General features: G+C 76.6%; 21 protein-coding genes. 8 read left to right on the plus strand and 13 right to left on the minus strand.

Features of this window, described 5'->3' with window-relative positions; all coding sequences use genetic code 11:
• The first annotated feature begins 59 nt into the window (after nucleotides 1-59).
• From LQ327_RS21340 to LQ327_RS21375, 8 genes are all read left to right on the plus strand, one after another.
• On the plus strand, nucleotides 60-266 hold the full coding sequence (locus LQ327_RS21340) for a hypothetical protein (RefSeq protein ID WP_230737771.1): 207 nt from the start codon (nucleotides 60-62) through the stop codon (nucleotides 264-266).
• Between the two features lie 5 nt (nucleotides 267-271).
• Nucleotides 272-1,480 (plus strand): hypothetical protein, encoded by a 1,209-nt coding sequence (locus LQ327_RS21345; RefSeq protein ID WP_230737779.1) that lies wholly within the window; start codon nucleotides 272-274, stop codon nucleotides 1,478-1,480.
• On the plus strand, nucleotides 1,477-3,846 hold the full coding sequence (locus LQ327_RS21350; RefSeq protein ID WP_230737781.1) for a serine/threonine-protein kinase: 2,370 nt from the start codon (nucleotides 1,477-1,479) through the stop codon (nucleotides 3,844-3,846). The genes LQ327_RS21345 and LQ327_RS21350 overlap by 4 nt, the downstream gene beginning before the upstream one ends.
• A complete protein-coding gene (locus tag LQ327_RS21355; protein ID WP_230737786.1) occupies nucleotides 3,843-5,096 on the plus strand; it encodes a PP2C family protein-serine/threonine phosphatase in 1,254 nt (417 codons plus the stop codon). The genes LQ327_RS21350 and LQ327_RS21355 overlap by 4 nt, the downstream gene beginning before the upstream one ends.
• The gene (locus LQ327_RS21360; protein ID WP_230737787.1) at nucleotides 5,093-6,391 is read left to right on the plus strand and encodes a vWA domain-containing protein; all 1,299 of its coding nucleotides are present in this window, start codon (nucleotides 5,093-5,095) and stop codon (nucleotides 6,389-6,391) included. Before LQ327_RS21355 ends, LQ327_RS21360 begins: the two co-directional genes overlap by 4 nt.
• 1 nt (nucleotide 6,392) lies before the next feature.
• The gene (locus tag LQ327_RS21365; RefSeq protein WP_230737788.1) at nucleotides 6,393-7,178 is read left to right on the plus strand and encodes an FHA domain-containing protein; all 786 of its coding nucleotides are present in this window, start codon (nucleotides 6,393-6,395) and stop codon (nucleotides 7,176-7,178) included.
• A 143-nt stretch (nucleotides 7,179-7,321) separates the two neighbouring features.
• A complete protein-coding gene (locus LQ327_RS21370; protein ID WP_230737789.1) occupies nucleotides 7,322-7,690 on the plus strand; it encodes an STAS domain-containing protein in 369 nt (122 codons plus the stop codon).
• On the plus strand, nucleotides 7,687-8,343 hold the full coding sequence (locus tag LQ327_RS21375; RefSeq protein WP_230737790.1) for a response regulator transcription factor: 657 nt from the start codon (nucleotides 7,687-7,689) through the stop codon (nucleotides 8,341-8,343). The genes LQ327_RS21370 and LQ327_RS21375 overlap by 4 nt, the downstream gene beginning before the upstream one ends.
• 1 nt (nucleotide 8,344) lies before the next feature.
• Here the strand turns inward: LQ327_RS21375 and LQ327_RS21380 are convergent, their stop codons facing one another.
• The 13 genes from LQ327_RS21380 to LQ327_RS21445 all read right to left on the minus strand — a co-directional run bounded on the left by LQ327_RS21380 (nucleotide 8,345) and on the right by LQ327_RS21445 (nucleotide 23,925).
• Nucleotides 8,345-9,820, minus strand: coding sequence for a glycosyltransferase family 2 protein (locus tag LQ327_RS21380; RefSeq protein ID WP_230737791.1), 1,476 nt, complete (start codon nucleotides 9,818-9,820; stop codon nucleotides 8,345-8,347).
• Complete coding sequence (locus tag LQ327_RS21385; RefSeq protein WP_230737792.1) at nucleotides 9,817-11,007, minus strand: glycosyl hydrolase family 18 protein; 1,191 nt, start codon at nucleotides 11,005-11,007, stop codon at nucleotides 9,817-9,819. Before LQ327_RS21385 ends, LQ327_RS21380 begins: the two co-directional genes overlap by 4 nt.
• The gene (locus tag LQ327_RS21390; RefSeq protein ID WP_230737793.1) at nucleotides 11,004-11,981 is read right to left on the minus strand and encodes an NAD-dependent epimerase/dehydratase family protein; all 978 of its coding nucleotides are present in this window, start codon (nucleotides 11,979-11,981) and stop codon (nucleotides 11,004-11,006) included. The genes LQ327_RS21385 and LQ327_RS21390 overlap by 4 nt, the downstream gene beginning before the upstream one ends.
• Complete coding sequence (locus LQ327_RS21395) at nucleotides 11,981-13,156, minus strand: glycosyltransferase (protein ID WP_230738233.1); 1,176 nt, start codon at nucleotides 13,154-13,156, stop codon at nucleotides 11,981-11,983. The genes LQ327_RS21390 and LQ327_RS21395 overlap by 1 nt, the downstream gene beginning before the upstream one ends.
• Nucleotides 13,153-14,562, minus strand: a complete 1,410-nt coding sequence (locus LQ327_RS34925) for a sugar transferase (protein WP_308286357.1) — start codon at nucleotides 14,560-14,562, stop codon at nucleotides 13,153-13,155. Before LQ327_RS34925 ends, LQ327_RS21395 begins: the two co-directional genes overlap by 4 nt.
• Complete coding sequence (locus LQ327_RS34930; RefSeq protein WP_230737794.1) at nucleotides 14,559-17,039, minus strand: FAD-dependent oxidoreductase; 2,481 nt, start codon at nucleotides 17,037-17,039, stop codon at nucleotides 14,559-14,561. Before LQ327_RS34930 ends, LQ327_RS34925 begins: the two co-directional genes overlap by 4 nt.
• A 1-nt stretch (nucleotide 17,040) precedes the next feature.
• Nucleotides 17,041-18,393: a nucleotide sugar dehydrogenase gene (locus tag LQ327_RS21415; RefSeq protein WP_230737795.1), complete on the minus strand. Its 1,353-nt coding sequence runs from the start codon at nucleotides 18,391-18,393 to the stop codon at nucleotides 17,041-17,043.
• A gap of 49 nt (nucleotides 18,394-18,442) precedes the next feature.
• On the minus strand, nucleotides 18,443-19,600 hold the full coding sequence (locus LQ327_RS21420; RefSeq protein ID WP_230737796.1) for a glycosyltransferase: 1,158 nt from the start codon (nucleotides 19,598-19,600) through the stop codon (nucleotides 18,443-18,445).
• A 1-nt stretch (nucleotide 19,601) separates the two neighbouring features.
• Nucleotides 19,602-20,342 carry a polysaccharide deacetylase family protein gene (locus LQ327_RS21425; protein WP_230738235.1) on the minus strand — a complete coding sequence of 247 codons (741 nt, stop codon included), beginning with the start codon at nucleotides 20,340-20,342 and terminating at the stop codon, nucleotides 19,602-19,604.
• Complete coding sequence (locus LQ327_RS21430; protein WP_230737797.1) at nucleotides 20,342-21,922, minus strand: polysaccharide deacetylase family protein; 1,581 nt, start codon at nucleotides 21,920-21,922, stop codon at nucleotides 20,342-20,344. The genes LQ327_RS21425 and LQ327_RS21430 overlap by 1 nt, the downstream gene beginning before the upstream one ends.
• Nucleotides 21,919-22,587, minus strand: a complete 669-nt coding sequence (locus tag LQ327_RS21435; protein WP_230737798.1) for a LuxR C-terminal-related transcriptional regulator — start codon at nucleotides 22,585-22,587, stop codon at nucleotides 21,919-21,921. The genes LQ327_RS21430 and LQ327_RS21435 overlap by 4 nt, the downstream gene beginning before the upstream one ends.
• An 88-nt stretch (nucleotides 22,588-22,675) precedes the next feature.
• On the minus strand, nucleotides 22,676-23,311 hold the full coding sequence (locus tag LQ327_RS21440) for a response regulator transcription factor (RefSeq protein ID WP_230737799.1): 636 nt from the start codon (nucleotides 23,309-23,311) through the stop codon (nucleotides 22,676-22,678).
• Complete coding sequence (locus LQ327_RS21445) at nucleotides 23,308-23,925, minus strand: ATP-binding protein (RefSeq protein ID WP_230737800.1); 618 nt, start codon at nucleotides 23,923-23,925, stop codon at nucleotides 23,308-23,310. Before LQ327_RS21445 ends, LQ327_RS21440 begins: the two co-directional genes overlap by 4 nt.
• Nucleotides 23,926-23,943 lie beyond the last annotated feature (18 nt).

A 23,943-nucleotide genomic window follows, 5' to 3' on the forward strand; every position in this document is an offset into this window, starting at 1 on the left:
ACGGACAGCGTCGGACCCCTCCGTTATCGTGATCGTCGCCACGAGGGAGGGGGGCGACGGTGACCATCAGTGCTCCCGTGCGCCCGTCGGGCGTCGACGCGGATCCGCATCGCCCACCGTGGCGTGCGCGGGCCGCGGAGGTCCGTGACCTCGGGCGGACCACCCGGGTCGGCCGGCTCGAGACCGACGGCACGTGGGCCTCGATCGTCGCCGCGACCTTCGGCGGCACCCCGGCCGCCCCGCCGCCGGGGCAGTACGCGGGATGAGCGCCGTGACCACCCCCGACCGCGCCGCCCTCGACGCCGACCTGGAGGCCGCCGAGGAGGCGGTCGGCCGCGCGTCCGCGTCGCTCGTCGAGCTCGAGGACCACCCCGGCCACCGCCTGCTGCTGCCCGGGGGCTTCACCGGCGTGTCCGAGCGGCGGCGGGAGGAGACGCTCGCGACGGTCGCCGAGCTGCACCGCGACCTCGAGCTGTACCGCCGGGCGGTCGAGGCCGCCCGCGAGGCGCGGGGGAGCCGGGCCAAGCCCTCGCCGGCCGAGCTCGCGGCCGCGCACGAGGCGCTGCACGGCGAGTCGGTGACGGTCGCCGAGGAGGCGGTGCCGCTGCAGCGGCGCGGGCTGCTCGGGCCCACCTCGGAGGTCACCCGCACCACCGCGGACACCCTGCTCGCGCGGATGACCGCCGCGTTCGACGCGGCCACGCGCGTGGCGGCCCAGGTCGCCGCGGTGTGGGACGCGGTCGCCGCCCAGCTGGGCCCGGCCGACCGGGCGCTGGACAGCCTGCGAGCCGACGCCTCGACGCTCCCCGAGTCCGGGGTGGACGTGGAGTCCTGGGCCGGCCGCCTCGAGGAGCTCCGCGCCGCGGTGCTCACCGATCCGATCGCGCACGCGGACGAGACGACCCCGGTGGCGCCTGCCGCGCTCGCCGAGGTCGAGTCCGGGCTCGACGCCGCGCGCGAGGAGCTGCGGGAGGCCCGCTCGCTGCGCGGGGACCTCGACGGCCGGGTCGCCGACCTCACCGCACGCGTCGACGACCTGGCCGCCCGGGAGGCGGCGGCCGAGGCGGTGGCGGCCGAGGTCGCGCGGCTGGTCGTGGCGGTGCCCGGCCTGCCGGTGCCGCAGCGGCGCGCGCCGGCACTGCGGGCGACGGTCCGGGAGGCGGTCCAGGCGGCCCACGCGGGCCGGTGGGAGGCCGCGTCGGCGGGGTTCACGGCCGCGTCCTCGGGGATCGAGGAGGCGGTGGCCGAGGCCGAGTCCGGCCGGGCCGTCCTCGGCGGCCTGCTCGACCGCCGGGCCGAGCTGCGCGGACGCCTCGGGGCGCTGCGGGCCAAGGCGGGCGCGCGCGGCCGCGCGGAGGACCTCGCCCTCGACGCGCTGCACACACGTGCGCAGGAGCTGCTCTGGAGCGCACCCTGTGACCTCGCGGCGGCGACCGTCGCCGTGCGGGCCTACCAACGAGCGCTGGAGGAGGGGACGTGACCCAGGCGTGCACCCGCCCCGGCTGCGACGGGGAGATCGAGGACGACGGCTTCTGCGACACCTGCGGGCGCGCCCCGGAGGCGGGCGGGATGGCCGAGGCGATGGCGGGCGCGCCCGCCTCCGGGCCGGCGACCGCGGCGGGCGGCCCCCCGACGCCCGCCGGAGGACCACCGACGGCGGCCGGCAGCGGCCCCGCAACGGCAGGCGGGCCCGCCACGGCAGGTGGCCCCGCGACGGCGGGTGGGCCGGCGACGGCGGCCGGTGGCGGTCCGGCGACGGCGGCCGGCAGCGGCCCGTCGACCTCCGGCACCGGGTCGGGTTCGACCCCGTCCGGGCGCAGCGCCTCGGCCCGCACTGCGTCCGGCCGCACCCGGTCCGGGTCGACCCGGCGGCGCATCGGCGCGGGCCTGGTGGAGATCGCCCCGGAGCCCGCGGCCGACCCGGCCGACGCGGTCATGGCCGAGGCCGTGGTGCCGGAGTCGAGCCGGTACTGCAGCCACTGCGACGCCCCCGTCGGGCGCGGCCGCGACGACCGGCCGGGCCGCACCGAGGGGTTCTGCCCGCAGTGCGGGACCCGGTTCTCGTTCACGCCCTCGCTCGGCGCGGGAGACCTCGTGGCCGGCCAGTACGAGATCCTCGGCGCGCTCGCGCACGGCGGGCTGGGCTGGGTCTACCTGGCGCGCGACCGCAAGGTCCGCGACCGGTGGGTGGTGCTCAAGGGGCTGCTGAACACCGGCGACGCCGCCGCGCTGGCCGCCGCCGACGCGGAGCAGAGCTTCCTCGCCCAGCTCGTGCACCCGCGGATCGTGCGGATCTACAACGTGGTGTCCGGCGAGGACGGCGCGACCTACATCGTCATGGAGTACCTCGGGGGCCGCTCCCTCAAGGCGATGCGCGATCCCCGCGAACCGATGCCCCCCGAGCACGCGCTGGCCTACGTGCTCGAGGTCCTGCCCGCGCTGAGCCACATGCACGAGCGGGGCCTGCTCTACTGCGACTTCAAGCCCGACAACGTCGTGCAGACCGGCACCGAGGTCACGCTGATCGACCTCGGCGCGGTCCGGCGCATCGACGACCCGGGCGGCGACGTCTGGGGCACCGTCGGCTACCAGGCCCCCGAGATCTCCCCGGACGGCGTGGGCCCGTCGGTGGCCTCCGACGTCTACACGGTCGGGCGCACCCTCGCCGTGCTCGTCGCCACCTTCGACTTCCACCGCAGCATGCGGGAACGCCTGCCCGACCCGCACGACGCGCCCGCGCTCGCCCACGAGCCGCTGCGGCGGCTGCTCGCCCGCGCCACCCACCGCGACCCGGCCCACCGGTTCGTCTCGATCGACGAGATGGCCGACCAGATGATCGGGGTCCTGCGGCGGCTCACCGCCCACGCGGCCACTCCCCCGCCCCGGCTGTCGACGATGTTCGCGGCGCCCCCGGCCGCGGTCGGGATCGACGCGCCCCCGACGCCGGCGGAGCTCGCGGCCGCCATGCCCGCCCCGCTGCCCGACCCGGAGGACCCGGCGACGCCGGAGCTGGTGGCCGCCGCCGCGCAGGGTCCGCGCGCGGTGCTGGCCGCCGTCTCCGCGGCGGACGCCCCCGACACCGACCAGGCCCGCCTCTCCGCCGTGACCGCCCACCTCGACGCGGGCGAGCTCGACGCCGCCGGCCGGGCCCTCGACGCGCACGCGCTGCCCGGCGAGTGGACCTGGACGTGGCTGCGCGCGCGGCACGCCGCCGCCACCGGGGACGCGGACACCGCCGCGCAGCTGGTGGACGAGGTCGCCGACGCGCTGCCGGGCGAGCTGGCGCCGGAGTTCGCGCTCGCGGCCCTGGGCGAGCACCGGGCCGCCCGCGACGGCGGGCCCGCCGGCCCGCTGGTCGCCGACCGCTTCGCCGACATCTGGCGCACCGACCGCACCTGGACCGGCGCGGCGTTCGCGCTGGCCCGGCTGCGCGCGGCGGCCGACGACCGGCCGGGCGCCGTCGCGGTGCTCGACGAGGTCCCGGGGAGCTCGGTGCACGCCGCGGACGCCCGGGTCGCGGCCGTGCGGGTCCTGCTCGAGTCGCGATCCGACGGCGTTCTGTCACGCTCGACGGTCATGGAGGCGGGAGCGCGGACCGAGGCGGTCGATCTCGACGCCCTGCGTGCCGCGGAGCTGCAGACCGAGGTCCTCGAGGCCGCGCGGGGACTCGACGCCGCCGACGCCCCCGCCGAGGGCACGCTGTTCGACTGCCCGCTGGACGACCGGGGGCTCGGCCTCGGCATCGAGGAGCGTTACCGCCTGCGGGCACGGTTCGCCGCCACGCTCCCCGACCGGTTCGCCCTGGTCGACGCCGCCAACGACGCCCGGCCGTGGACCGCGCGATGACACCGGGCACGACGACGACCGACGGCGCGGTCTGCGCTGCCTGCGGAGAGCGCGGCGAACCGGGCGACCGCTTCTGCGAGGGGTGCGGCGCGGCGCTGCCCGCCACCGAGGGCCCGCCGCCCGCCGAGCGGGAGGGCACCCGCGCCCGGCCGGTCACCGCGCGCGCGTCGTCGCCGACACCGGCGTCCCCGGAGTCGCCGGGCCCCGACGCGGACGTCCCGCAGCAGACCGACGATCATGACCCCGGGCACGCCGCGGTGGGACGGCCGTGCGCGTCCTGCGGGGAGGGCACGATCGCCGACGACGGTTTCTGCGACGACTGCGGACGCCCGGCGCCCGACGCGACGGGATCCGCGGGCGGGCCCGCGACGGCGGCCCAGGTCATGGCGTCCGACCCCGGCGACCTGGGGTACGACCCGGACGACCGCGACCACGCGGAGCGGTCGGTCGAGGGCGCGGCGGCGATCACCGACGTCGGCCGCCTGCGCGCCGCCAACGAGGACGCGTTCGGACTGGACCGGCTGCCGCTCGCCGAGGGCGGGCCCGACCTCGTCGTCGGGGTGGTGTGCGACGGGGTCGCCTCGGTCCCCGGCAGCGCCGCGGCGTCGGCGGTCGCGTGCGCGACGGTGCTGGCCACCGCCCGGGATGCCGTGGCGCACCCCGACCCGGCCGATCCCGACCTCGCGGACACCGGCGGGGTCGACCTCACCGAGCTCGCCTACGTCTGCGCGGACGCCGCCGTCGACGCGGTGTCCGCGCTGGCCCACGCCGGGCGCGACTCCCCGGCGTGCACCTACGTCTCGTCGCTGGTGGTCGGCGACGTCCTGGTCGTCTCCTGGATCGGCGACAGCCGTGCCTACTGGCTGGTGCCCGACGAGCCGGAGCACTCCTGCGTGCTCACCACCGACGACTCCTGGGCGGCCGAGGCGGTCGCGGTCGGCCTGCTCGACCCCGAGACCGCGTACGCCGACCGGCGCGCGCACGCGATCACCCGGTGGGTCGCCGCCGACGGCCCGCCCGGGCCCGCGCACGTCGTCGCCCACGCCGCCGACCGGCCGGGGGTGCTCCTGATCTGCAGCGACGGCCTCTGGAACCACATCCCGGACGCCGCCGACCTCGCCCGACTGGTCCACGACGACGGGCTGCCGGCCACGGCGGAGGCCATGCTGGAGGCGGCGCTGGACGACGGGGGCACGGACAACACCACGCTCGTCGTCGTGGACGTCGCCGGAGAGGGGATCCCCGCGTGAGCACGCCCGCGCCGTCGTTCACCGTCGAGGCGTTCCACAACGAGTACCTGCCCGAGAACGGCGCCGAGGTGGACGCGATCGTGTCGGTCACCGCGGCCGGGCTGGGGGCCGCGACGACGAGCACCGACGCTGCCGAGGTCGTCGTCATCGACTGCTCGGGCTCGATGGGCGACCCGTCCACCAAGATCGCCGCGGCCCGTCGCGCGACGAAGGCCGCGGTCGATGCGCTGCCCGACGGGGTGCTGCTCGCGGTGGTGGCCGGGCGCCACGACGCCCGCATGGTGTTCCCGCAGTCCGAGCGCATGGTGGTCCTCGACCACATCACCCGCCGACAGGTGCACGCGGCGGTCGACCACCTCACGCCCAGCGGCGGCACCGCGATCGGCACGTGGCTCCGGCTCGCCGAGCGGCTGTTGTCCCCGCACCCGCGCCGGTTGCGGCACGCGATCCTGCTGACCGACGGCCGCGACGAGCACGAGACGCCCGAGGACCTCGCGGCGGCGCTCGACGCCGCCGACGGCGCGTTCACCTGCGACGCCCGCGGGATCGGGACCGACTGGGTGGTCGACGAGGTCCGCGGCATCGCGTCGCGCCTGCTCGGCACGGCCGACATCGTCGCCGAGCCCGAGCACCTCGCCGCCGACTTCGAGGGCATCGTCGGGCGGGCCATGGGCAAGGGGGCGGGTGACGTCGCGCTGCGGGTCTGGACGCCGCGCGGCGCGACGGTGACGGCGGTCAAGCAGGTCTCGCCCGCGGTCGAGGACCTCACCGACCGCCGGACCCCCGACCCGGCGAAGCCGCTGATCGGGCTCTACCCGACCGGCGCGTGGGGCGACGAGACCCGCGAGTACCACATCCGCGTGGCGCTGGACCCGCTCGCGAGCGGTGAGGAGATCCTCGCGGCTCGGGTCGGGATCGCGGCGCCCTCGCTGTCCGACGCGCCGCTCGGCGAGACCCGGGTCCGGGTCGCCTGGACCGGCGACTCGGCGCTGTCCACCCGCCTCAACCGCCGCGTGGCGCACTACACCGGGCAGGCCGAGCTCGCGGAGGCGATCCAGGAGGGCCTCGACGCCCGCCGCAGCGGGGACGTCGACACCGCCACCGCGCGGCTGGGGCGGGCGGTGGCGCTCGCCGCGGAGTCGGGGAACGCGGAGACCTCGGCGCTGCTGGAGAAGGTCGTGGAGGTCGAGGACCCGGCGACCGGCCGCGTGCGGCTGCGCCGCGAGGTCACCGCGGCCGACGAGATGACCCTGGACGTGCGCTCGACGCGGACGGCACGGGTCAGGGAGGGCTGAGTTGGTCCGCTGCCGCCACGGGCACTCCTCGGAGACCCCGGACTTCTGCGACGAGTGCGGGGTGCCGATCGAGGGCGCTCCCCCGGCCTCCGCCACCCCGTCCGCCGGCACCCCGTCCGCCCCGCCCTCACCCGGCGCCACCGCGGCGCCGGCCGCGCCGCCGTCCCCGCCCGAGTTCGCCGGCGAGGTCTGCCCGCTGTGCGGCACCCCGCGCACCGGGCGGTTCTGCGAGGAGGACGGGCACGACTTCGTCGTCTCGGGCGCCGCGCCCGCCGCCGCGGCTCCCGTCCCCGCCGCGCCGCCGTCTGCCGCCCCCGCGGCACCGGCCCCCGCCGCGCCCGCCACGGGGAACGGCCCGCCGGCGGAGTCCGGGTGGGTGCTGACCGTCGAGGCCGACCGCCGCTACTACGAGTCGGTACTCGCCCGGGAGGGTCCGGACATCGGCGAGGTCTCCTTCCCGAACTACTACCCGCGCGCGGAGATCCCGCTGGCCGGCGCGGAGGTCCGCGTCGGGCGGCGCCGGGTCCACGGCTCCACCCCCGCCCCGCAGGTCGACCTGGCCGGCCCGCCCCTGGACCCCGGGGTGTCCCACCTGCACGCCGTCCTGCTGCCGCTCCCGGACGCCGACGGCGCGGCCGGCTGGTCGGTCCTCGACCCCGGATCCACGAACGGCACCACGATCAACTACTCCGACGAACCCATCGCGCTCGACACCGTGATCCCGCTGCGCGAGGGCGACCGGGTGCACGTCGGGGCGTTCACGACCCTGCTGCTCGAGCGCCGCTGAGGCCGCGACACGCCCAGATCCATTCTGTCCGGCAATCCTCGACCGCCACTTCCGAGGCGGCTACGGTCGAAGGACCTTCCTGCGGCGTCGCCCTGGTCCCCGCCGACCCGCCCATGCAGTCCCGAGGCGTCCCGGGGGACCTCTTGCCGCACATCGCTGCCGAGACCGAGCACGTTCGGCCATGCTCCGGGAGCTCGAGCTTCGTCGGATCGACCAGCGACGGCGCGCAGCAGGGGCGGATCACGCTGCAGGGCCTGCTGGACGCGGAGGCGGTCGACCGGCTGGCGGCCCACCTGTACGGGTTCCTCGAGTCCGGCGTCCGGTTCATCACCGTCGACGCCCACGACGTGATCCGGGCGGACCCCTCGCTCGTCCCGCTGCTGGGCCGCTTCCAGCGGCGGCTGACCCGCCGCCACGGGCTGTTGACCATGACCGGGCTGCACCCGAGCGCGTTCCCGATCCCGGCGCAGCGACCAGCGCCCGCGTCGCCGGTGCCGGGCGGACGCCGGTGATCGACGTGGTGGTCGGCGACGACCACGCCGTCTTCGTCGACGCGCTGAGCACCGTGCTCGGGCAGCGTCGCCTCGTCGTCCGCGCGGTCGCCCACCGCGCGTCGGACGTCCTGGCCGCCGTGGCGCGGCACTCCCCCACGATCTGCCTGCTCGACCGGACCTTCGACGACGGCGACGGGATCGAGCTGATCCCGGATCTGCTCGCCGCGAGCCCGCGCACCCGGGTCGTCGTCGTCACCGCCGACCCCGACCGCGGCGTCGCGACGCGGGCACTCGCCCGGGGCGCGAAGGGCTTCGTGCACAAGACCCGCGGCGTGACCGCCCTCGTCGACACCATCCACCGCGTCGTCGACGGCGCCACGGTGGTGGAGCTCCCGCCGCGGCGTCCCGACCCCGGCCCGCCGGCCCCGGACGCGGTCGACCCCGCCGTCGTCGAACGGCTCGCGTCGTACCTGACCCGTCGGGAACGGCAGTGTCTCGCCCTGATGGTCGACGGCCGGTCCACCACCGAGATCGCCGCCGAGTGGGGAGTCTCGGTGACCACGGTGCGCACCCACGTGCAGGCCGTGCTGACCAAGCTCGGCGTCCACACCCGGCTCGAGGCGGCGACCCTGGCCGCGCGGCACGACCTGGTCGCGACCTCCCCGGCCTGACTCAGGCGCCCGAGACCGGCGTCCTCACCGAAGTCTGCTCGGGCACGACGGCCTCGACGGCCTCGACCGTCTCCAGGGGCTCCGCCCCCTCGACGGCCTCCACCGGCTCCGCGGGGACCTCGGACCGCACGGACAACGGCACCATGCGGGGCCGCCCCACCCGTTCCGCGCCGACGGTCTCCTCCACGACCTCGCGGCGGGCCGGACTGACCCAGCGCCCGTCGGAGCGTCGTCGCATGCCCGGCACGAACGTGCGCAGCGCCAGGTAGGAGTCGATGAGACGCATCAGCGGGAACGCCAGGAACGCGGCCAGGAAGCGGGCGCGGCGCTCGAGGACCACGACGAGACAGGTGAGCAGGAAGTCCGGGAAGAGCAGCCCGAACAGCAGCGCCGGCAGGTTGAGGTGCGCGGAGAGGAAGCCGTACGCGGGTCCCTCCACCGGCCAGGTCAGTGCGGCGGGGGTGATCTCCGGCAGCACCAGGATCACGGCCAGCACCGGGAGCAGCAGGAACGACACCGCCGCCGTGACGAGCTCGAAGAGCAGCAGCGTGAGCATGGCCCCGAACAGGCTCGGCCGGGGTGGGAGCCGCCGGACGGTCTGCCACAGCCCGAGCGACCAGCGCCGGGTCTGGCGGACGTAGTCGGCGAGCCGCGCCGGGTCCTGGGTCTCGGCGACGGCACGCATCGTGAACCCGACCCGCCCGAGCTTGTGCCGGTAGAGCTCGAAGGTCATGTTGAAGTCCTCGATGACCAGGCCCGGCGGGTTCATGTCGATCTGCGGCAGCACGCGGGTCCGGTACATGCTCGCGAACCCCGGCACGATGTGGGTGGCGTTGAGCCGCCGCCAGGTCTGGCCGTACTTGATCAGGCGCTGGGTGAGCGCGTAGATCCGCTGCCGGTGACAGACGAGGATCTTGCCCATCAGGGAGAGGCGGTCGGGGTCCCAGGAGCTGCGCACCGCACCGGCGACGGCGGCGACCCCGGGGTCGGTGAACAGCGGCAGGGCGGCCTCGAAGTACCCGGGGCGCACCCGGGTGTCGGCGTCGAGGAGCAGCACGTAGTCGAACCGCTCGACCAGGTCGAACCGCTCGACCGCCTCCGTCAGGGCGCCCGCCTTCCCGACGTTCGCCGTGGTGCTCATGACGTGGACGCCGGCCTCGCGCGCGAGCTCGACGGTGCGGTCGGTCGAGCCGTCGGAGACGACGTGGACCTGGTCGGCGGGCACCAGGGCGGTGATCGCGGCGAGGCTCTCCGCGATCACCACCTCCTCGTTGTAGGCGGGCATGAGCACGGCGACGGTGGCGAGCGGCGGCACCGGGACCGGCGCCGGGCCCGAGTCCCCGGCGCGGCGCCGGGCCCGCCGTCGCCGCCACCGGCCGAGCACCTTGTCGTCGACCAGCCGGCAGAGCCCGACCAGCCCCCAGACGGTGAAGTTGAGCCCGACGATGCCGAGCACGAGCAGCCAGACCGGGATCATCCCGTGCCTCCCGGTGGTGGGGATCCGAGCGCGCCCCAGAGGGTCGGATCGGGTGGACCGAACATCCAGAGGAAGACGTTGGTGACCCCGAACGACGCCGCCACCGACCGCTTGGCCTGGGAACTCGCGGTGTTCTCGAACCACACCTCGTGCTCGGTGCCCCTGGCGTCGGTGTAGCGGAACCAGGGCGACTGGCTCAGCGGGTCGAACTGCACGGTCACCCCGTGGCTCGCGGCGAGCTGGGTGGCCTGGGCGAACGAGAGGACCTGGGCCTGGTTGCCGACCCAGTCGTAGCCGGCGGCGTCGAGGCCGACGACGAGCTTCTCGCGGGGGATCACGGTGGTGGCGTAGGCGAGGACGTCGTGGACCCAGCCGCTCGGCGCGAGCGGGCCGGGCGGCGAGGTCTGCCAGTGGTAGTCGTAGGTCATCAGGCGGACCTCGTCCGCGGCGGCGCCGATCGCGGCGTAGTCCTGCGCGACGTTGCGCTGGTCCTCACCGGCGTCGTCGGTCTTCGCGAACACGGCCACCGAGAGCTTCTTGTGCTGGGCGTGCAGCGAGTCCGCGAGCTGCGTGACGAACGTCGAGAACGCCGCGCGGTCGCCGCCCTGCAGCTCCTCGTAGTCCAGGTCGATGCCGGCGTAGTTCTGCGCGACGGCGAGCTGGGTGATCGAGGAGATGTTGCGCTCCATGGTCGCCGGGTCGTGCAGCACCGGGGCCACCGCGCCGTAGGAGAAGTCGCCGCCGACCATGTTCGAGACGCTGGGCATGATCGGCACCCCGAGCGAGCGCAGCTTCGTCATGGTGGCGGTCGCGGTCGCCGTGTCCTGCGGCGGGACCGCCGACGTGACGTTCCCGTTCGAGCCGATCGTGTAGATCCACGGCGAGATCTCCCCGACGGCGTGGGGGTTGGCCTCGACAGCCGCGGACCCGGGGCCGAGATCCCAGTACGGGATCGACGCGACGACGAGGTTCGACGCCGACGCCGCCGGGACGCCGGCCGCCCCGGCGAGCGAGGCGGTCTCGCCGCCCGGGTGGCTGCGGGCGTTCACGACGACCACCACGGCCAGCACGGCGGCCACGAGCAGCGCGACGAGCAGGGCCGGCGACCGGCGCCGGGCCGTCGTGGGATAGGACGGGTCATGTCGCACACTCCTCCCGACGATCTCCGGGACACCGGCGGCGGTCACGCGACCGCCGGCCGGTGGCCGAGCTGGTCGGCCGCGACGGCGTCGATGACGTCGTCGAGGTCACGGGCCGGCCGGAAGCCGATGAGCTCCCGGGCCAGCGAGCAGTCCGGCACCCGGCGCTGCAGGTCCTCGTAGCCCCGCCCGTAGACCTCCTCGTAGGAGCGGCGGACGACCGTGCTCGACGAGCCGAGGCGGGCGATCACCCGATCCGCGAGGCTGCCGATGCTGATCTGGTCGGCGGTGCCGAGGTTCACCGCCCGGCCGCGCGCCTCGTCGCAGCCCGCGAGGGCCACCAGCGCCGGGACGATGTCGAGCACGTGGCAGAAGCACCGGATCTGCTCGCCGGTCCCGAACACCGTCAGCGGGTCCCCCGCTAGTGCCTGGCCGACGAACCGCGGGACGACCATGCCGTAGAGGCCGGTCTGGCGCGGGCCGACGGTGTTGAAGAGCCGGGCGATCACGGCGGGCACGCCGTGGGCCTCGACGGTCGCCGACACGAGGCTCTCGTCGAGCGCCTTGGCCTCGGAGTAGGACCACCGGTGCATCAGCGGCGACCCGACGATGCGGTCGTCGTCCTCCCGCAGACCGATCTTGGTGTTCTTGCCGTAGATCTCGCTGCTGGACGCGACGAGCAGCCGGGCGGAGTGCCGCCGGGCGGCCTCGAGCACGGTGTCGGTGCCGTGCACGTTGATCCGGATGCCCTCGATCGTCCGGTCCCGGACGACGAAGGCACCGACCGCGGCGGCGAGGTGGAACACCGTGTCGGCGCCCGCCGTGACCTCGTCGACCCGGGCCTCGTCGAGCACCGAGCCCCGCACGAACTCCCACCCGGCGCGGCCGTCGACGGCGGCCAGGTTCGCCGCGGTCCCGGTGGACAGGTCGTCGAGGCCGACCACCTCGTGCCCGGCGTCGAGCAGGTGCTCGACCAGGTGCGACCCGATGAAGCCCGCCGCCCCCGTGACCAGCGCGCGCATCACGCGCCCCCCACCAGGGTCGACGGCGTCACCGGCGCCGGGCGCGGCGCGGGCAGCGGGGGCAGCACCTCGGTCACGCCCGCTAGCGGGCGGCGGCGGCCGGCGATCCGCTCGTAGAGCTCGTCGATGCGCCCGGTCACCGCGGCCATCCCGTAGTGGTCCATCACGGCCGGCTCGCTGCGCCGCGAGCGCGGTGCCGCGAGCTCCTCGGCGATCGCCTCGCGCATCCCCGCGACGGTGCCCGGCACGTGCCGCGCGCGGTCGGTGGCGATCCCCTCGAGGGCCGGGCAGGTGGTGTAGAGCGCCGGGACCCCGTTGGTCAGCGCCTCGAGGACGGAAAGCCCGAAGGTCTCCTGCTCGGAGCTCGCGATGAACAGATCGAGCGAGGAGAGGACCGCCGCGACGTCGTGACGCTCCCCCGCGAACGTGATCCAGGGTGCCGCCCCGGACGTCTCGGCGACCGCCTCCAGGTGGGCGCGCTCCGCGCCGTCGCCGACGACGAGCAGGCGCACCGTCGGCCCGAGCAGCGGCGCGGCGGCCTCGATGACCAGGTCGAACCGCTTGTTCGGGTCGAGGCGGCCCAGCACTCCGACGACGGTGGCCGCCGCGGGCAGTCCGAGCTGGTCGCGGACCTCGGCGCCGGCCACCGGGTCGGCGGCGACCCGGTCGAGGTCCAGCCCGTTCGGGATGATCTCGATCTTGCGCTCGGGTACGCCCCACCGCGCGAGCCGCTCCCGCACGGCCGGGGAGACCGCGATGGTGACGTCGGAGCACACGTCGCTGGCGAGGTAGAGCGCCCGCACGCCGGAGGTCATCCGCCGGCGCTCCAGGTGGGTCTCCCCGATGGAGTGCTCGGTGGTGACGACGACGGGCACGCCCGCCAGGCGTGCGGCCAGCCGGCCGTAGATGCACGACCGGTAGAGGTGGACGTGCACCACCTCGTAGCGGCCCCGGCGCATCAGGGCGGCCAGCCGCGCGACCGCGGACAGCTCGGTGTTGCCGGTCATCCCGAGGTCACGCACCCGACCCCCGTCGGCGACGATCATCTCCGCCACCGGGCCGGGGTTGTAGAGCGTGACGACGTCGGAGTCGTGGCGGGTGTGCCGCAGCAGCGACCGCAGCTGGAGCTCGGCGCCGCCGACGCCGAGGCCGGTGATGACGTGCAGGACCTTCACGGTGGACCTCCGGGGGAACGAGGGGACGGCTCGCGGTCGCCGGCCGGCGCGAGGCGCAGGGAGGCGATGGTGCGGAGCAGGATCACGGCGTCGAGCCAGGGCGAGCGGTACTCGACGTACTGCGAGTCGAAGCGGGCCCGGTCCTCGATCGGGGTGTCCCCGCACAGGCCGTGCACCTGGGCCCAGCCGGTGAGCCCGGCGCGGACGCGGAGCCGCGCGGGGTAGCCGGGCACGGTGCGGTCGAACCGCGCGGCGAACACCGGGCGTTCCGGGCGCGGTCCCACGAGTGCGAGCTCGCCGCGCACCACGCCCCACAGCTGCGGCAGCTCGTCGACGTGGGAACGCCGCAGCAGCCGGCCCCACGGCGTGATCCGGTCGTGCGGGACCGCCCAGGATCCGTCCTCGGGCCCGCTGATCGTCCGGATCTTGGTGACGCGCACCGGCCGGCCGCCCCGCGACAGCCGCCACTGGCGGAAGAACGCGGGGCCGCGGCCGGCGAGCCCCGCGGGGCCGGCGAGCGCCGCCGCCGCGAGGACCACCGGGCCGGTGAGCACGAGGAGCGCCGCGGCCAGGACCACCTCGACGCCCCGCCGCGCCCGGCCGGCGAGCGAGCCCTCGCCCACGACACCGCGCAGCGCCACGAGCGGGGTGCCCCAGAGGTCGTCGAGGTGGGCCTGCGGCAGGTCCATGCCCGACCGGTCGAGCCGCGGCACGACCCACACCCGGGCCCCGCGCTCCCGGGCCGCGTACAGCACGTCCGTGAGGTCGTCGAGAGCCTCGCCCGCCGGGAAGGCGACCACCACCCGCGTGATCCCCTCCTCGGCCACGAGCCGGGGCAGGTCGGCGGGTCGTCCCCGGCAGAGGGCGGCGACCCCGTCCGGTGGGTCGTCGAGCAGGCCGCACGGCACCAGCCCGAGCTCGGGGTGCTCGGCCATCACCCGGGCCAGCCGCAGGCCGGTCGCGCCGGCCCCGACGACGAGCGTGGGCTCGCCGCCGCCCCGGCGCCGGCGGGTCCGCTCGGCGGCGGCCGTCGCGATGTGCAGGGCCGCGACGAGGACGGCGGTGACGGCGACCGCGGCCACCGGCACCCAGGGAGCGGTCCGGCCGGACGTGACCAGCACGAGCACCGGCAGCGGCAGGCCCGCCGCGACGGCGAGGCGGGGCACCCGCAGCCCGACCTCGGTGGTGATGCGCGGCCGGTAGGCCCGGTCGAGAGCGAGCAGGAGCACGGTGGCCGCGCCGTAGCCCACCGCGACCGGGACGCCGAACCCCGCCACCACACCCACGACGGTGGCCGCGGCCATGTCGAGGGCGGGGCGCAGCCCGGCGACCGCCTCCGGTCGTCCGCGGTGGGGAGACGGCGGTCGCGGCTCGCACCGCGCCGCCGTCTCGGCGGCCGCCGTCACCCCCGGGCCCGAGCCGAGACGGGCGCGGGGAGTGACGCGGTGAGACCACGCGTGCAGGCGACGGCGGCGTGCGCCGAGCCGTACGCGAACCGCATGACCGGGCCGAGGCTCGGGGCCACGGCCGGACCGCAGAAGAACAGGCCGGGCACCGAGGACTCGTACTCCGCGGTCACCGACGGGGTGCCGCCCAGGGTGTCGACGCGCGCGATCAGGGACGGGTCGAGGAACCCGATCCGGGACAGGTCGATCCGGTAGCCGGTCCCGGCCAGCACGTGGTCGGCGTGCAGGACGTGGCGGCGGCCCTCGGTGTCGCGCAGGTCGAGCCGGACCTCGTCGCCGTCGGTGCCCGCGGACTCGACGCGGTGCCCGAGCAGCGTCGGGATCACGCCCTCCACCCGGGGCCGCAGCCAGTAGGCGCCGGCCGGGCCGAGGGCCGTCCGGGCCCGGGTCAGGCGGGTGCCCGCGGGCAGGCGCCGGAACAGGTCGGGCTGGGTGGAGTAGAACCACGTGCCCCACCCCGAGCCCAGTGGTGCCTCGGGCTCGCGGATGCGCCGCCACACCGAGCGCTGGGCGGCGAGCGGGTCACCGTTCCACGCGATCCGGCGCTCCCGGGCGACGATGCGCGTGTCGGCCCCGGACTCGTGCAGCAGCGCGGCGCTCTCCAGCGCCGACTGGCCGGCGCCGAGCACGACGACGCGGCGCCCGGAGAAGTCGGCGAGGTCGGCCTGGTCGCTGGTGTGCGACGCGAGCCGCGCCGGCAGCTCGGCCAGCTCGGGGGGCATCGCGGCGGCCCCGGTGATCCCGGTCGCGACCACCACCTGGGTGGCCTGCACGACCTCGCCGTCGCCGAGCTCGACGCGGAACCCGCCGGTGTCGGCGGTGAGCCCGACGACCGGGACCTCCTCGACGCCCGGGACGCGCTCCCGGGCGAACCACTCGCCGTAGGCGATGAACGTGTCGAGCGCGACGGGCAGGCCGTAGTCGGCGTAGGGCGTCTCGGTGCGCGCGCAGTAGGCCTGGAGGCCGTGGGTGCCGTCGGGGTCGGAGAGGCTCGAGGCGTGCCCCTGCGACTTGAGGTACATCCCCTTGGGCATCGTCTTCCAGGCCTGCATGACGCGTCCGAACTGCCGGACCCGCAGCCCGGTGGCGGCCAGGTGCGCCCCGAGCGACAGGCCGTAGGGCCCGGCACCGATGACGACGACGTCGGTGCGTTCCGACATGGTGGGTTCCTCCCGGGGATCGAGCGGTGTGGTCGAGGTGGGGGTCGGCGGGGGGTGCGGGGCCCGGCGGGCCGCGCGCCCGAGGGCGGTCGCGGTCGTGCGCGCGGTCATCAGCGCGAACGGCAGCGGGTCGTCGGCGGCGAACCAGGCGGGTTCGTCGACGCCGCGCATCGACGCCGCCCAGGCCCGCGCGCCGAGCTCCCCGCGCCGGGCGTGGGCGATCGCGGAGAGCGGGTCGTAGGGCTCGACGAGGAAGCGCCGCGGGCCGGGCGGGTCGTCCGGGACCGGACGGCCGGTGAGATCGAGGTGGGCGGCGACGGCGACGTCGGTGCCCCGCGCGCCGCGGAACATCCGGAACTGGGCGCCGGGGCGCGGGTTGGCGTCAAGGAGCTTCGCGACGCCGTCGACGGGGTCGACCCGCAGGTCCAGGTCGACGACGCCGCGGTACCCGGCGCGGCGCAGGAACCCGGTCGCGGTGGCGGCCAGCTCCGGCCAGGGCTCGACCCGGCCGAGGCTGGTCAGCCCGGCGTGCGCCGGGTAGGAGCGCTCCTTGACCCCGGTCCCGACGAACACCGCCGTGCCGGAGCCGTCGAGGTAGGCGTGGACGAACCAGTCCTGCGGCCCGGAGTCCAGCGGCGCGAGGTACTCCTGGAGCAGCAGCGAGCCGGGGTGTGCGGTGACCTCGGCGGCGAGCGTCTCGAGCTCGGCCGGGGTGCGCACCAGCGACGTGCTCGGCCGGCCGGGCCCGTCCCAGGCGGTCGCGCGCTTGACCACCACCGGGAGCCCGGTCTCCGCCGCGAACGCCGCGACCTGCTCGGCGGTCGCCGCGGGCTCGGTGCGGGGGCAGGGCATGCCGTGCTCGGCGCACAGGACCGGCAGGGCGGCCTTGTCGGCGAGGCGGCGGGGCAGTTCGGCGGGCACGCGGGGGAACAGGTAGCGGTCCCGCAGGGCGTCGCCGTGCTCGGCGAGCAGGGTCGCGCCGCCGTCGTCGGTGGTGAGCAGGACTGCGGGGCGGCCCAGCGCCGTCGCGATCTCCTCGAGCCGGGCGAGGACCGCGTCACGGCCCACCGCCCACGGCCAGCGCCGGTGCAGGTACCGGGACCGGGCCAGCGGGGTCCAGGGGTGCTCGACCACGGCGTGCACGGCCACCCCGCGGGCGCCGAGCGAGCGCACGACGCCCAGCGCACCGTGGTGCATGACGTTGCGGTCGGTCCGCAGCAGGACCGCCGGGACTCCGGTGTCGAGGGCGGGCGGCACGTCAGACCACCTCCCGCGCCGTGCCCGGGGCGCCGAAGCGGTAGGTCGCGTCGAGCACCCGCGGGCAGCGCCGCACCCAGTCGTGGTCGACGCCGGGGTGCACGACCTGGACGATCGCGAGGTCCCAGCTGCCCGCGCCGGGGTCCGGCTCGGAGCGCAGCACCCGGCCGTCGGCGAGACGGATCTCCGGCATGAGCGGGTCGTGGTAGGACACGGCGGCGCCGCGGTCGGCCAGCGCGGCGATCAGCGGCAGCGCAGGCGACTCCCGCACGTCGCGGACCCCCGCCTTGTAGCTCACGCCCGCGACGACGACCCGCGCGCCGGCGAGGTCGACCCCGTCGGCAGCGAGCATCTCCCCGGCGCGCTCGGCGACGCGGTGGGGCCGGTCCTCGATGGCGCTCATCGCCGCGCCGACCACCGGCGCCGCCGTCCCGGTGCCCCGCAGCTGCCAGAGCAGGTAGTGCGGGTCGCACGGGATGCAGTGCCCGCCGACGCCCGGCCCGGGGAACGCGCCGAGGAACCCGTAGGGCTTCGTCCCCGCGGCCAGGGTGACCTCGATGGGGTCGAGGCCCAGCGCCCCGCACGCGTCGGCGAACTCGTTGGCCAGCGCCAGCGAGACCGCCCGGAAGATGTTCTCGTAGAGCTTGGTCAGCTCCGCGGCCTCCGGGGAGCTCACGAGGAACACCGAGTCGGTGAGCGCGGCGATGACCGCCGCGGCGGCCGAGGCGCAGTCGGCGGTGATGCCGCCGACCACCCGAGGGGTCTCGCGCTGGCGGTGGTCGTGGTTGCCGGGGTCGATCCGTTCCGGGCTGAACGCGACGTGGACGTCGGTGCCCGGCACCAGTCCGCGCGCGTGCAGCGGCTCGGCCAGCAGCTCCCGGGTGGTGCCGACGTAGGTGGTGGAGGTGAGCACGACGACCTGCCCGGGCCGGGCGTGCTCGACGACGGCCTCGCAGGCGCCGCGCAGGGCCCGCAGGTCGGGGGTGCGGTCGTCCTGGACGGGCGTGGGCACGCACACGATCACCACGTCGGCCTCGGCGATCGCCGCGGGGTCGGGGGTGAGGTCGATCCGCCCGGCGTCGAGCACCAGTTCCAGGGCGCGGGCCGAGTCGTCGTCGAGATCGACGTCCCGCGCGGCGATCGCGGCCAGCCGGGCCGGGTCGACGTCGACGCCGATCACGCGGTCGGTCGCGTCCTGCACGGCCAGCGCGGTGGGGAGCCCGACGTAACCGAGCCCGACGACGGCGACCGTGCCCAGCCGCGCTGCCCCGACCGGCCGCGCGAACGCGACGAGGTCGTCGGAGAGCAGCCGCTCGCGACCGTTGATCGCGAGGGACAGGGACGCTGCGGCCATCGGGACTCCCACGGGGGCTGGTGTCGGCGGCGGGGGCTCCGCCGGAAACTCAGCCTGCGGCGGGAGAGGGCAGGGGTCCTCGGCCATCCACGTGAGTCGCTCTACGCTCCTCGGCCGACCGGGCGAGGGCCCGCAGGGTCAGCGCGGCGAGCCCGTCGAGGGTGCGGCGGACGTCGAAGCGCTGCGCGTGGCGCCCGGCCGCGACCCCCTCGGCCCGGCAGCGCGCGGGGTCGGACAGCCGCGTCACGACCGCGTCGGCGAGGGCGCGGGGGTCGTCCGGCGGCACATGGGCCCCGGTCCCCTCCCCCACGGCGTCGACGAGCCCCGCCACTTCGGTGACGACCACCGGGCGCGCCGTCGCGAGGGCCTCGAGCAGCGCCAGGGAGAGCCCCTCCCAGCGGGACGGGAGGACGACGACGTCGGCGGCGGCGAGCCAGGGCCGGACGTCGTCGACGTGCCCCGCGCCGTGCACGCCGGCGACGGTGACCGGCGCGCCCGGCCCCGGATCCCCGACGAGGACCAGCCGGGCGTCCGGGAGCGCGCCGCGGACCGCGGGCCAGGCCCGGAGCAGGACGTCCTGCCCCTTCTGGCGGCACACCCGGCCGACGCAGACCGCGAGCGGGACGCCCTGCTCGAGGCCCAGCGCGTCTCGCGCGGCGGCGCGGGCCGCGGCGTCGGCGGGCCGGAAGCGGGTCAGGTCGACGCCGTTGTGCACCAGGGCCCGGGGGCCGGGGATGCGCGCGTCGCGGGCCAGCTGCGCCTCGCCCGGTCCGACGCAGACGCAGGCGTCGCTCCACCGCGCAGCGTGCCGCTCCCACTGCCGCGCCGCCCCGCGCAGTGCCGGCCCGGCCGCGGCCAGCCAGGACCAGCCGTGCGGCTGGACGAGGGTCGGGACCGCCGCGCGCAGTGCGAGCCGCCCGGCCAGGCCCGCCTTCGCGGAGTGCAGGTGGACCAGGTCCGGGTCGACGTCGCGGACGACGCCGACGAGCGAGCCCGCCTCCCGTGGCACCCACGGTCCGGGGTCCCGACGGGCGTGCCAGGGGCGGTGGGCCACGCCGTGCGCGGCGAGCGCGCCCGGGAGCGCACCGGTCGGCGGGCAGGCGACGACCACGTCCCAGCCGCGGGCGCGCTGGTCCGCGGCCACCTGCGCGACGTAGGCCGCGACCCCGCCGTCCACGGGTTGGCTGACGTGCAGGACCCGGGGCACCTCAGCCCGGCCCCGCGGCGCCCGCCGGGGTGCGGGCCGGGACGGACCGCGCGGTCCCCACGGCGCCGCGGGCCTCGGCGACGAGGTGGCGGGCCCGCTTCGCCTCCAGGCGCAGCGCGCCGTCGACGTCCCCGACGTAGGTGCGGGGCAGCGCGAAGCGCCCGGGGCGTGCCGGGCGGCCGGTCGCGCAGGCGTACCCGAAGCCGGCCCGACGCACCGCCAGCACCGCGGCGTCGTCGTGGGCGCCGTAGGGGTAGCAGAAGCCGGGGATCGGGCGCCCCACGACCCGGGTGAGCGCCGCGCGGCTGCCGGCGACCTCCTCGTCGAGGTCGGCTCCCGCGCCCAGCCGCACGTGGGTCATCCCGTGGGCGCCGATCTCCATCCCGGCGTCGGCGACCGCGCGGACCTCGTCGGCGGTCATCAGGTCCTTGTGCTCGCCGTCGGGGTCCCAGCGGTTGTGCCCGCCCGGCAGGCCCGCGATGACGAAGACGGTCGCGCGGAAGCCGTGGCGGCGCAGCAGCGGGACGGCCTCCTCGGCGAAGTCCCGGTACCCGTCATCGAAGGTCAGGGCCACCATCCCGCGACGGCGGGTGGAGAGCAGCTCGCCCAGACCGACCCCGACCAGGCCACGGCGGCGCATCCACCACAGCTGGGCGTCGAGGTGCTCCGGGCGCACGGTGACCAGGTACGGGTCGCGCTCGTAGGCCGCCACCGAGTGGTACATCAGGATCCAGGGCCACATCACGGACCGCCCTCCTGCTCGGGTCCGGTGGCCCCGACCGCGACCCCGTCGTCCCCCGACTCAGCCGGCGCCTCGTCGTCGCCGGGCGGCCGCGGGGCGGGCACCCCGGCCGCGGGACCCCAGGCGCGGCGGACACGGCGCCGCCGCCGGAACCGTCCGCCGTGGTGCGCGAGGAACCCGATCACGGCGCCCAGCAGCCCGAGGACGGCGGCGAGGACCGCGCCGAGCACGAGCAGCCCGCGCCCGCCGCTCGGGAGCAGCGGCGGCGCCGGGACGGGTGCCGCCGGGCCGACCGTGTAGGCGGTGCTGGTCACGCTGCCGACCGCGCCGACCGTGAGGCCGGCCGAGACCGCCGTGGTGTCCGGGGGCGCCGGCGGGGTGGTCCACGTGATCGGGGTCCACTGCGGCGCCGGGGCCACGAACGGGCTGGACGTCCAGTACAGCCACGTCCCGACGGCCGTGCGCCGGTACACCGCGAACTGGGTCGGGACCGTCGAGGTGTACCGGGCGGTGAGCGTCGTCGCCGTGCCCGTGGACGTCGTCGGTGCGCACCGGCCGAGGTCGAGCCGGGGCAGCATCGTCGCGTCGCCGTCGGTGTACGCGGTGACCGCGACGGTCTCCGAGGCCGGCTGCCCCGCGGCGGCGGGGGTCCAGCGGTAGGTCGCGGTGTTCCGCCCGAACCCGCCGACGTCCCAGCAGTACGGCAACGTGCCGGCGCCGGCGGTGAGCCCGCCGTTGACCACCGCGGTCGAGGTCGCGGCCGGGGCGGTGTGGGCCGGACCGCCCGGCCGGGCGATCACCTGGCCGACGGTTCGGACCACGACGGTGCCCGCCCGCTGCTGGTCGGCCAGCCAGGTGGCGAACGCGTCGAGGAGCGCCGGATCGCTGGACAGGTCGCCGCACCCGGTGTCGCACGACTCGTGGTGGAAGATGTACGGCACCCAGCCCCCGCCGCCCGCCCGGGCCGTCGCGATCGACTGCTCGAGGTCCGCGAGCGTCGTCGTCGGCCCGACCTGCGCCGTCGTGGACACCGCGTAGGGGTCGGCGGGCGGGACGTTCTCGGCCGTGGCGCAGCCCGGGCACGCGGGTCCGTCGACGCCGAGACCCCCGACCCGCCGGGCGCTGGTGTACCCGCAGGCGCGGACCGCGCTCTCGACGCCCAGGTCGTAGGCGCCGAAGGGGTAGGCGAACGAGACCGGGTCGAAGCCCCAGGACGTGAGGGTCGCGCGGTCGTCGCAGATCTGGCGGGCGGTCTCGTCCGGCGCGTCGCCGACGAGGTTGGCGTGCGACACGGTGTGCCCGCCGATCTCGTTGCCCGCCGCGGCGATCCGTCCCAGGTCGGCCCGGGTGAGGTAGTTCGGCTGGCCGATGGACCCGGTGTTGACGTAGAAGGTCCCGACGAGGCCGTGGCGGGCCAGGATGTCCAGCGACGCCGTCTGGTCGGCGTTGCCGTCGTCGAAGGTCAGGGAGACCACCACCGGCGGGGTCGCCGTCTGGGCCGCGGCGGTCCCGGGCAGGGCGGCGACGAGCAGGCCGACGACGACGCTCGCCAGCAGCGCGAGCACCCCCCGGCGGCTCACGACGACACCGGGGCCGGAGCCGGGCCGAGCGTGCGGGCGAGCGCGACCGCTTCCATCCGGCTGTGGACGCCGAGCTTCTCGTAGATGCTGCTCACGTGGGTCCGGACGGTGTTGGCCGATACCCGCAACCGGCGCGCCACGACCGTCGGCGCCTGGCCGTCCACCATGGCCGCGAGGATCTCCCGCTCGCGGTCGGTGAGGGTGTCGAGCGGGCCGCCCCCGCCGCCGTCGTGCCGGGCCTCGGCCCGCAGCCGGTCGAGCACCGCCCCCAGCTGACGCGGCGGGAACCAGCCCCGGCCCTGCGCGACGGCCCGGATCATCTCGACGAGGTCGTCGACGTCGCTCTCCTTCGAGACCCACCCCTCGACCCCGAGGCGCACCACCTCGGCGGCGGTCTCGCCGTCGTCGGCGGCGGTCAGGGCGACGACGTGCGCGTCGGGCAGCCGGCGCCCCAGCCGGAGCAGCAGCTCGCGGCGCTCGTCGTCGAACGGGGCGACCTCGATGACGACGACATCGGGCCGGGTCCGGGCCGCGTACGCGACCACGGTGTCGATCCCGCCGGGCGCGCGGGCGGCGACGAGCAGGTCGGGCTCGGTCCCGAGCCGGGCCGCCAGCGCCTCCACCAGCATCCGGTGGTCGTCGAGGATGAGGATCCGCAGCGTCACGTCGCCATGCTCGCGAGCGGCGGGGCCCGGGTCCTCGTGCATCTGGAGGAGAACGCCCTGGGGCGGACGGGGGTCCGGCGGGGAGGACTCAGGCAGGGACGACGAGGCCGTGGCGGGTCGCGAGGGCCGCCGCCTCGAGCCGGCTGTGCACGCCGAGCTTCGTCATGACGGCCTGCACGTGGGTCCGGACGGTGGTGACCGAGATGCCCAGCTCCGTGGCCATCTCGGCGGACCCCAGGCCGCGCACCACCAGGCGCAGGCATTCCCATTCGCGGCTCGTGAGGTGGCCGGCGAGCCGCCGGACCTCGGCGGTGGGGTCCGTCCCGGCCGGCCGCCGCCGCGGGGGCAGCTCCACGACCGTCTGCCCGTCGACCACGCGGTGGATCGCCTCGATGAGCGCGGTGACGCCCCGCGTCTTGTGCACGAAGCCGCTCGCGCCCAGCTCCAGGGCCTTGCGCGCGGACCCGTCGTCGGGATCGGCGGTCACCACGAGGATGCGTGTCCCGGGGCTGGCCTCGAGGAGCTCCGGGATCAGCTCGATGCCGTCGCCGTCGGAGAACACCCGGTCGAGCAGGCAGACCGCGGGACGGTGGTGACGGACCGCCTCCCGCACGTCGGCGGCCCGGTGCGCGACCGAGCGCACGACCAGCCGCCGCTGGCCGAGCACCGTGCTCAGCGCGTCGACGAAGACCCCGTGGTCGTCGCCGACGACCACGTCGATCATTCCCCCGACCCCCGGGGCGTGGGGACGGCCGGGCACAGCCGGTCGTCCAGGACGACCTCCGCGACGGTGCCCGCCCCCCGGCCGGGGCGCAGCGTCACCGTCGCGCCGAGACGCTCGGCGACCGACCCGACGATCGCGAGGCCCCGACCGGACCGGCCGCCCGGGCCGCGGCCCGGCCCCGGGCCGTCGTCGAGGACCCGGACCGTGACGGGTGGTCCGGCGCTGAGCTCGACCTCCACGTGCCCGGCGGGCCCCGCCGCGCGGATGGCGTTGTCGAGCAGGTTGGTCACCACGCGGTCGAGCAGGCAGGTGTCGACCCGCCGCGCCACCTCGGGTCCCGGCAGCAGCGCCACGGACGTCGTCGTGCCGACCGCGCGGGCCGCGACGATCCCCGCCAGCTGTTCCCGAAGCAGCACCGCGTCGCCGGGTCCGCCGCCCCCGCCGCCGGTGCCGACCAGGACCCGCAACCGGTCGATCTCCCCCTCGATGAGCGCCATCCGTTCGCTCACCGCACCCGCGAGTCCCCGCTCCGCCCGCACCGACGCGACCAGCAGCGAGAGTGTCGCCAGCTCGTGCCCGATGTCGTGGAACAGCTCCTCGTCCGCTCTGTCCACCGCGCGCCCCGTCATCTC

It is taken from the genome of Actinomycetospora endophytica, from assembly GCF_021026375.1.
GTDB lineage: Bacteria > Actinomycetota > Actinomycetes > Mycobacteriales > Pseudonocardiaceae > Actinomycetospora > Actinomycetospora endophytica.

Coding starts and splice junctions, on each gene's coding strand:
- LQ327_RS21380 (WP_230737791.1), bottom strand. CDS start 9,820: ATGATCCCGGTCTGGCTGCTCGTGCTCGGCATCGTCGGGCTCAACTTC.
- LQ327_RS21440 (WP_230737799.1), bottom strand. CDS start 23,311: ATGATCGACGTGGTCGTCGGCGACGACCACGGGGTCTTCGTCGACGCG.
- LQ327_RS21425 (WP_230738235.1), bottom strand. CDS start 20,342: ATGTGGCCCTGGATCCTGATGTACCACTCGGTGGCGGCCTACGAGCGC.
- LQ327_RS21415 (WP_230737795.1), bottom strand. CDS start 18,393: ATGGCCGCAGCGTCCCTGTCCCTCGCGATCAACGGTCGCGAGCGGCTG.
- LQ327_RS21390 (WP_230737793.1), bottom strand. CDS start 11,981: ATGCGCGCGCTGGTCACGGGGGCGGCGGGCTTCATCGGGTCGCACCTG.
- LQ327_RS21355 (WP_230737786.1), top strand. CDS start 3,843: ATGACACCGGGCACGACGACGACCGACGGCGCGGTCTGCGCTGCCTGC.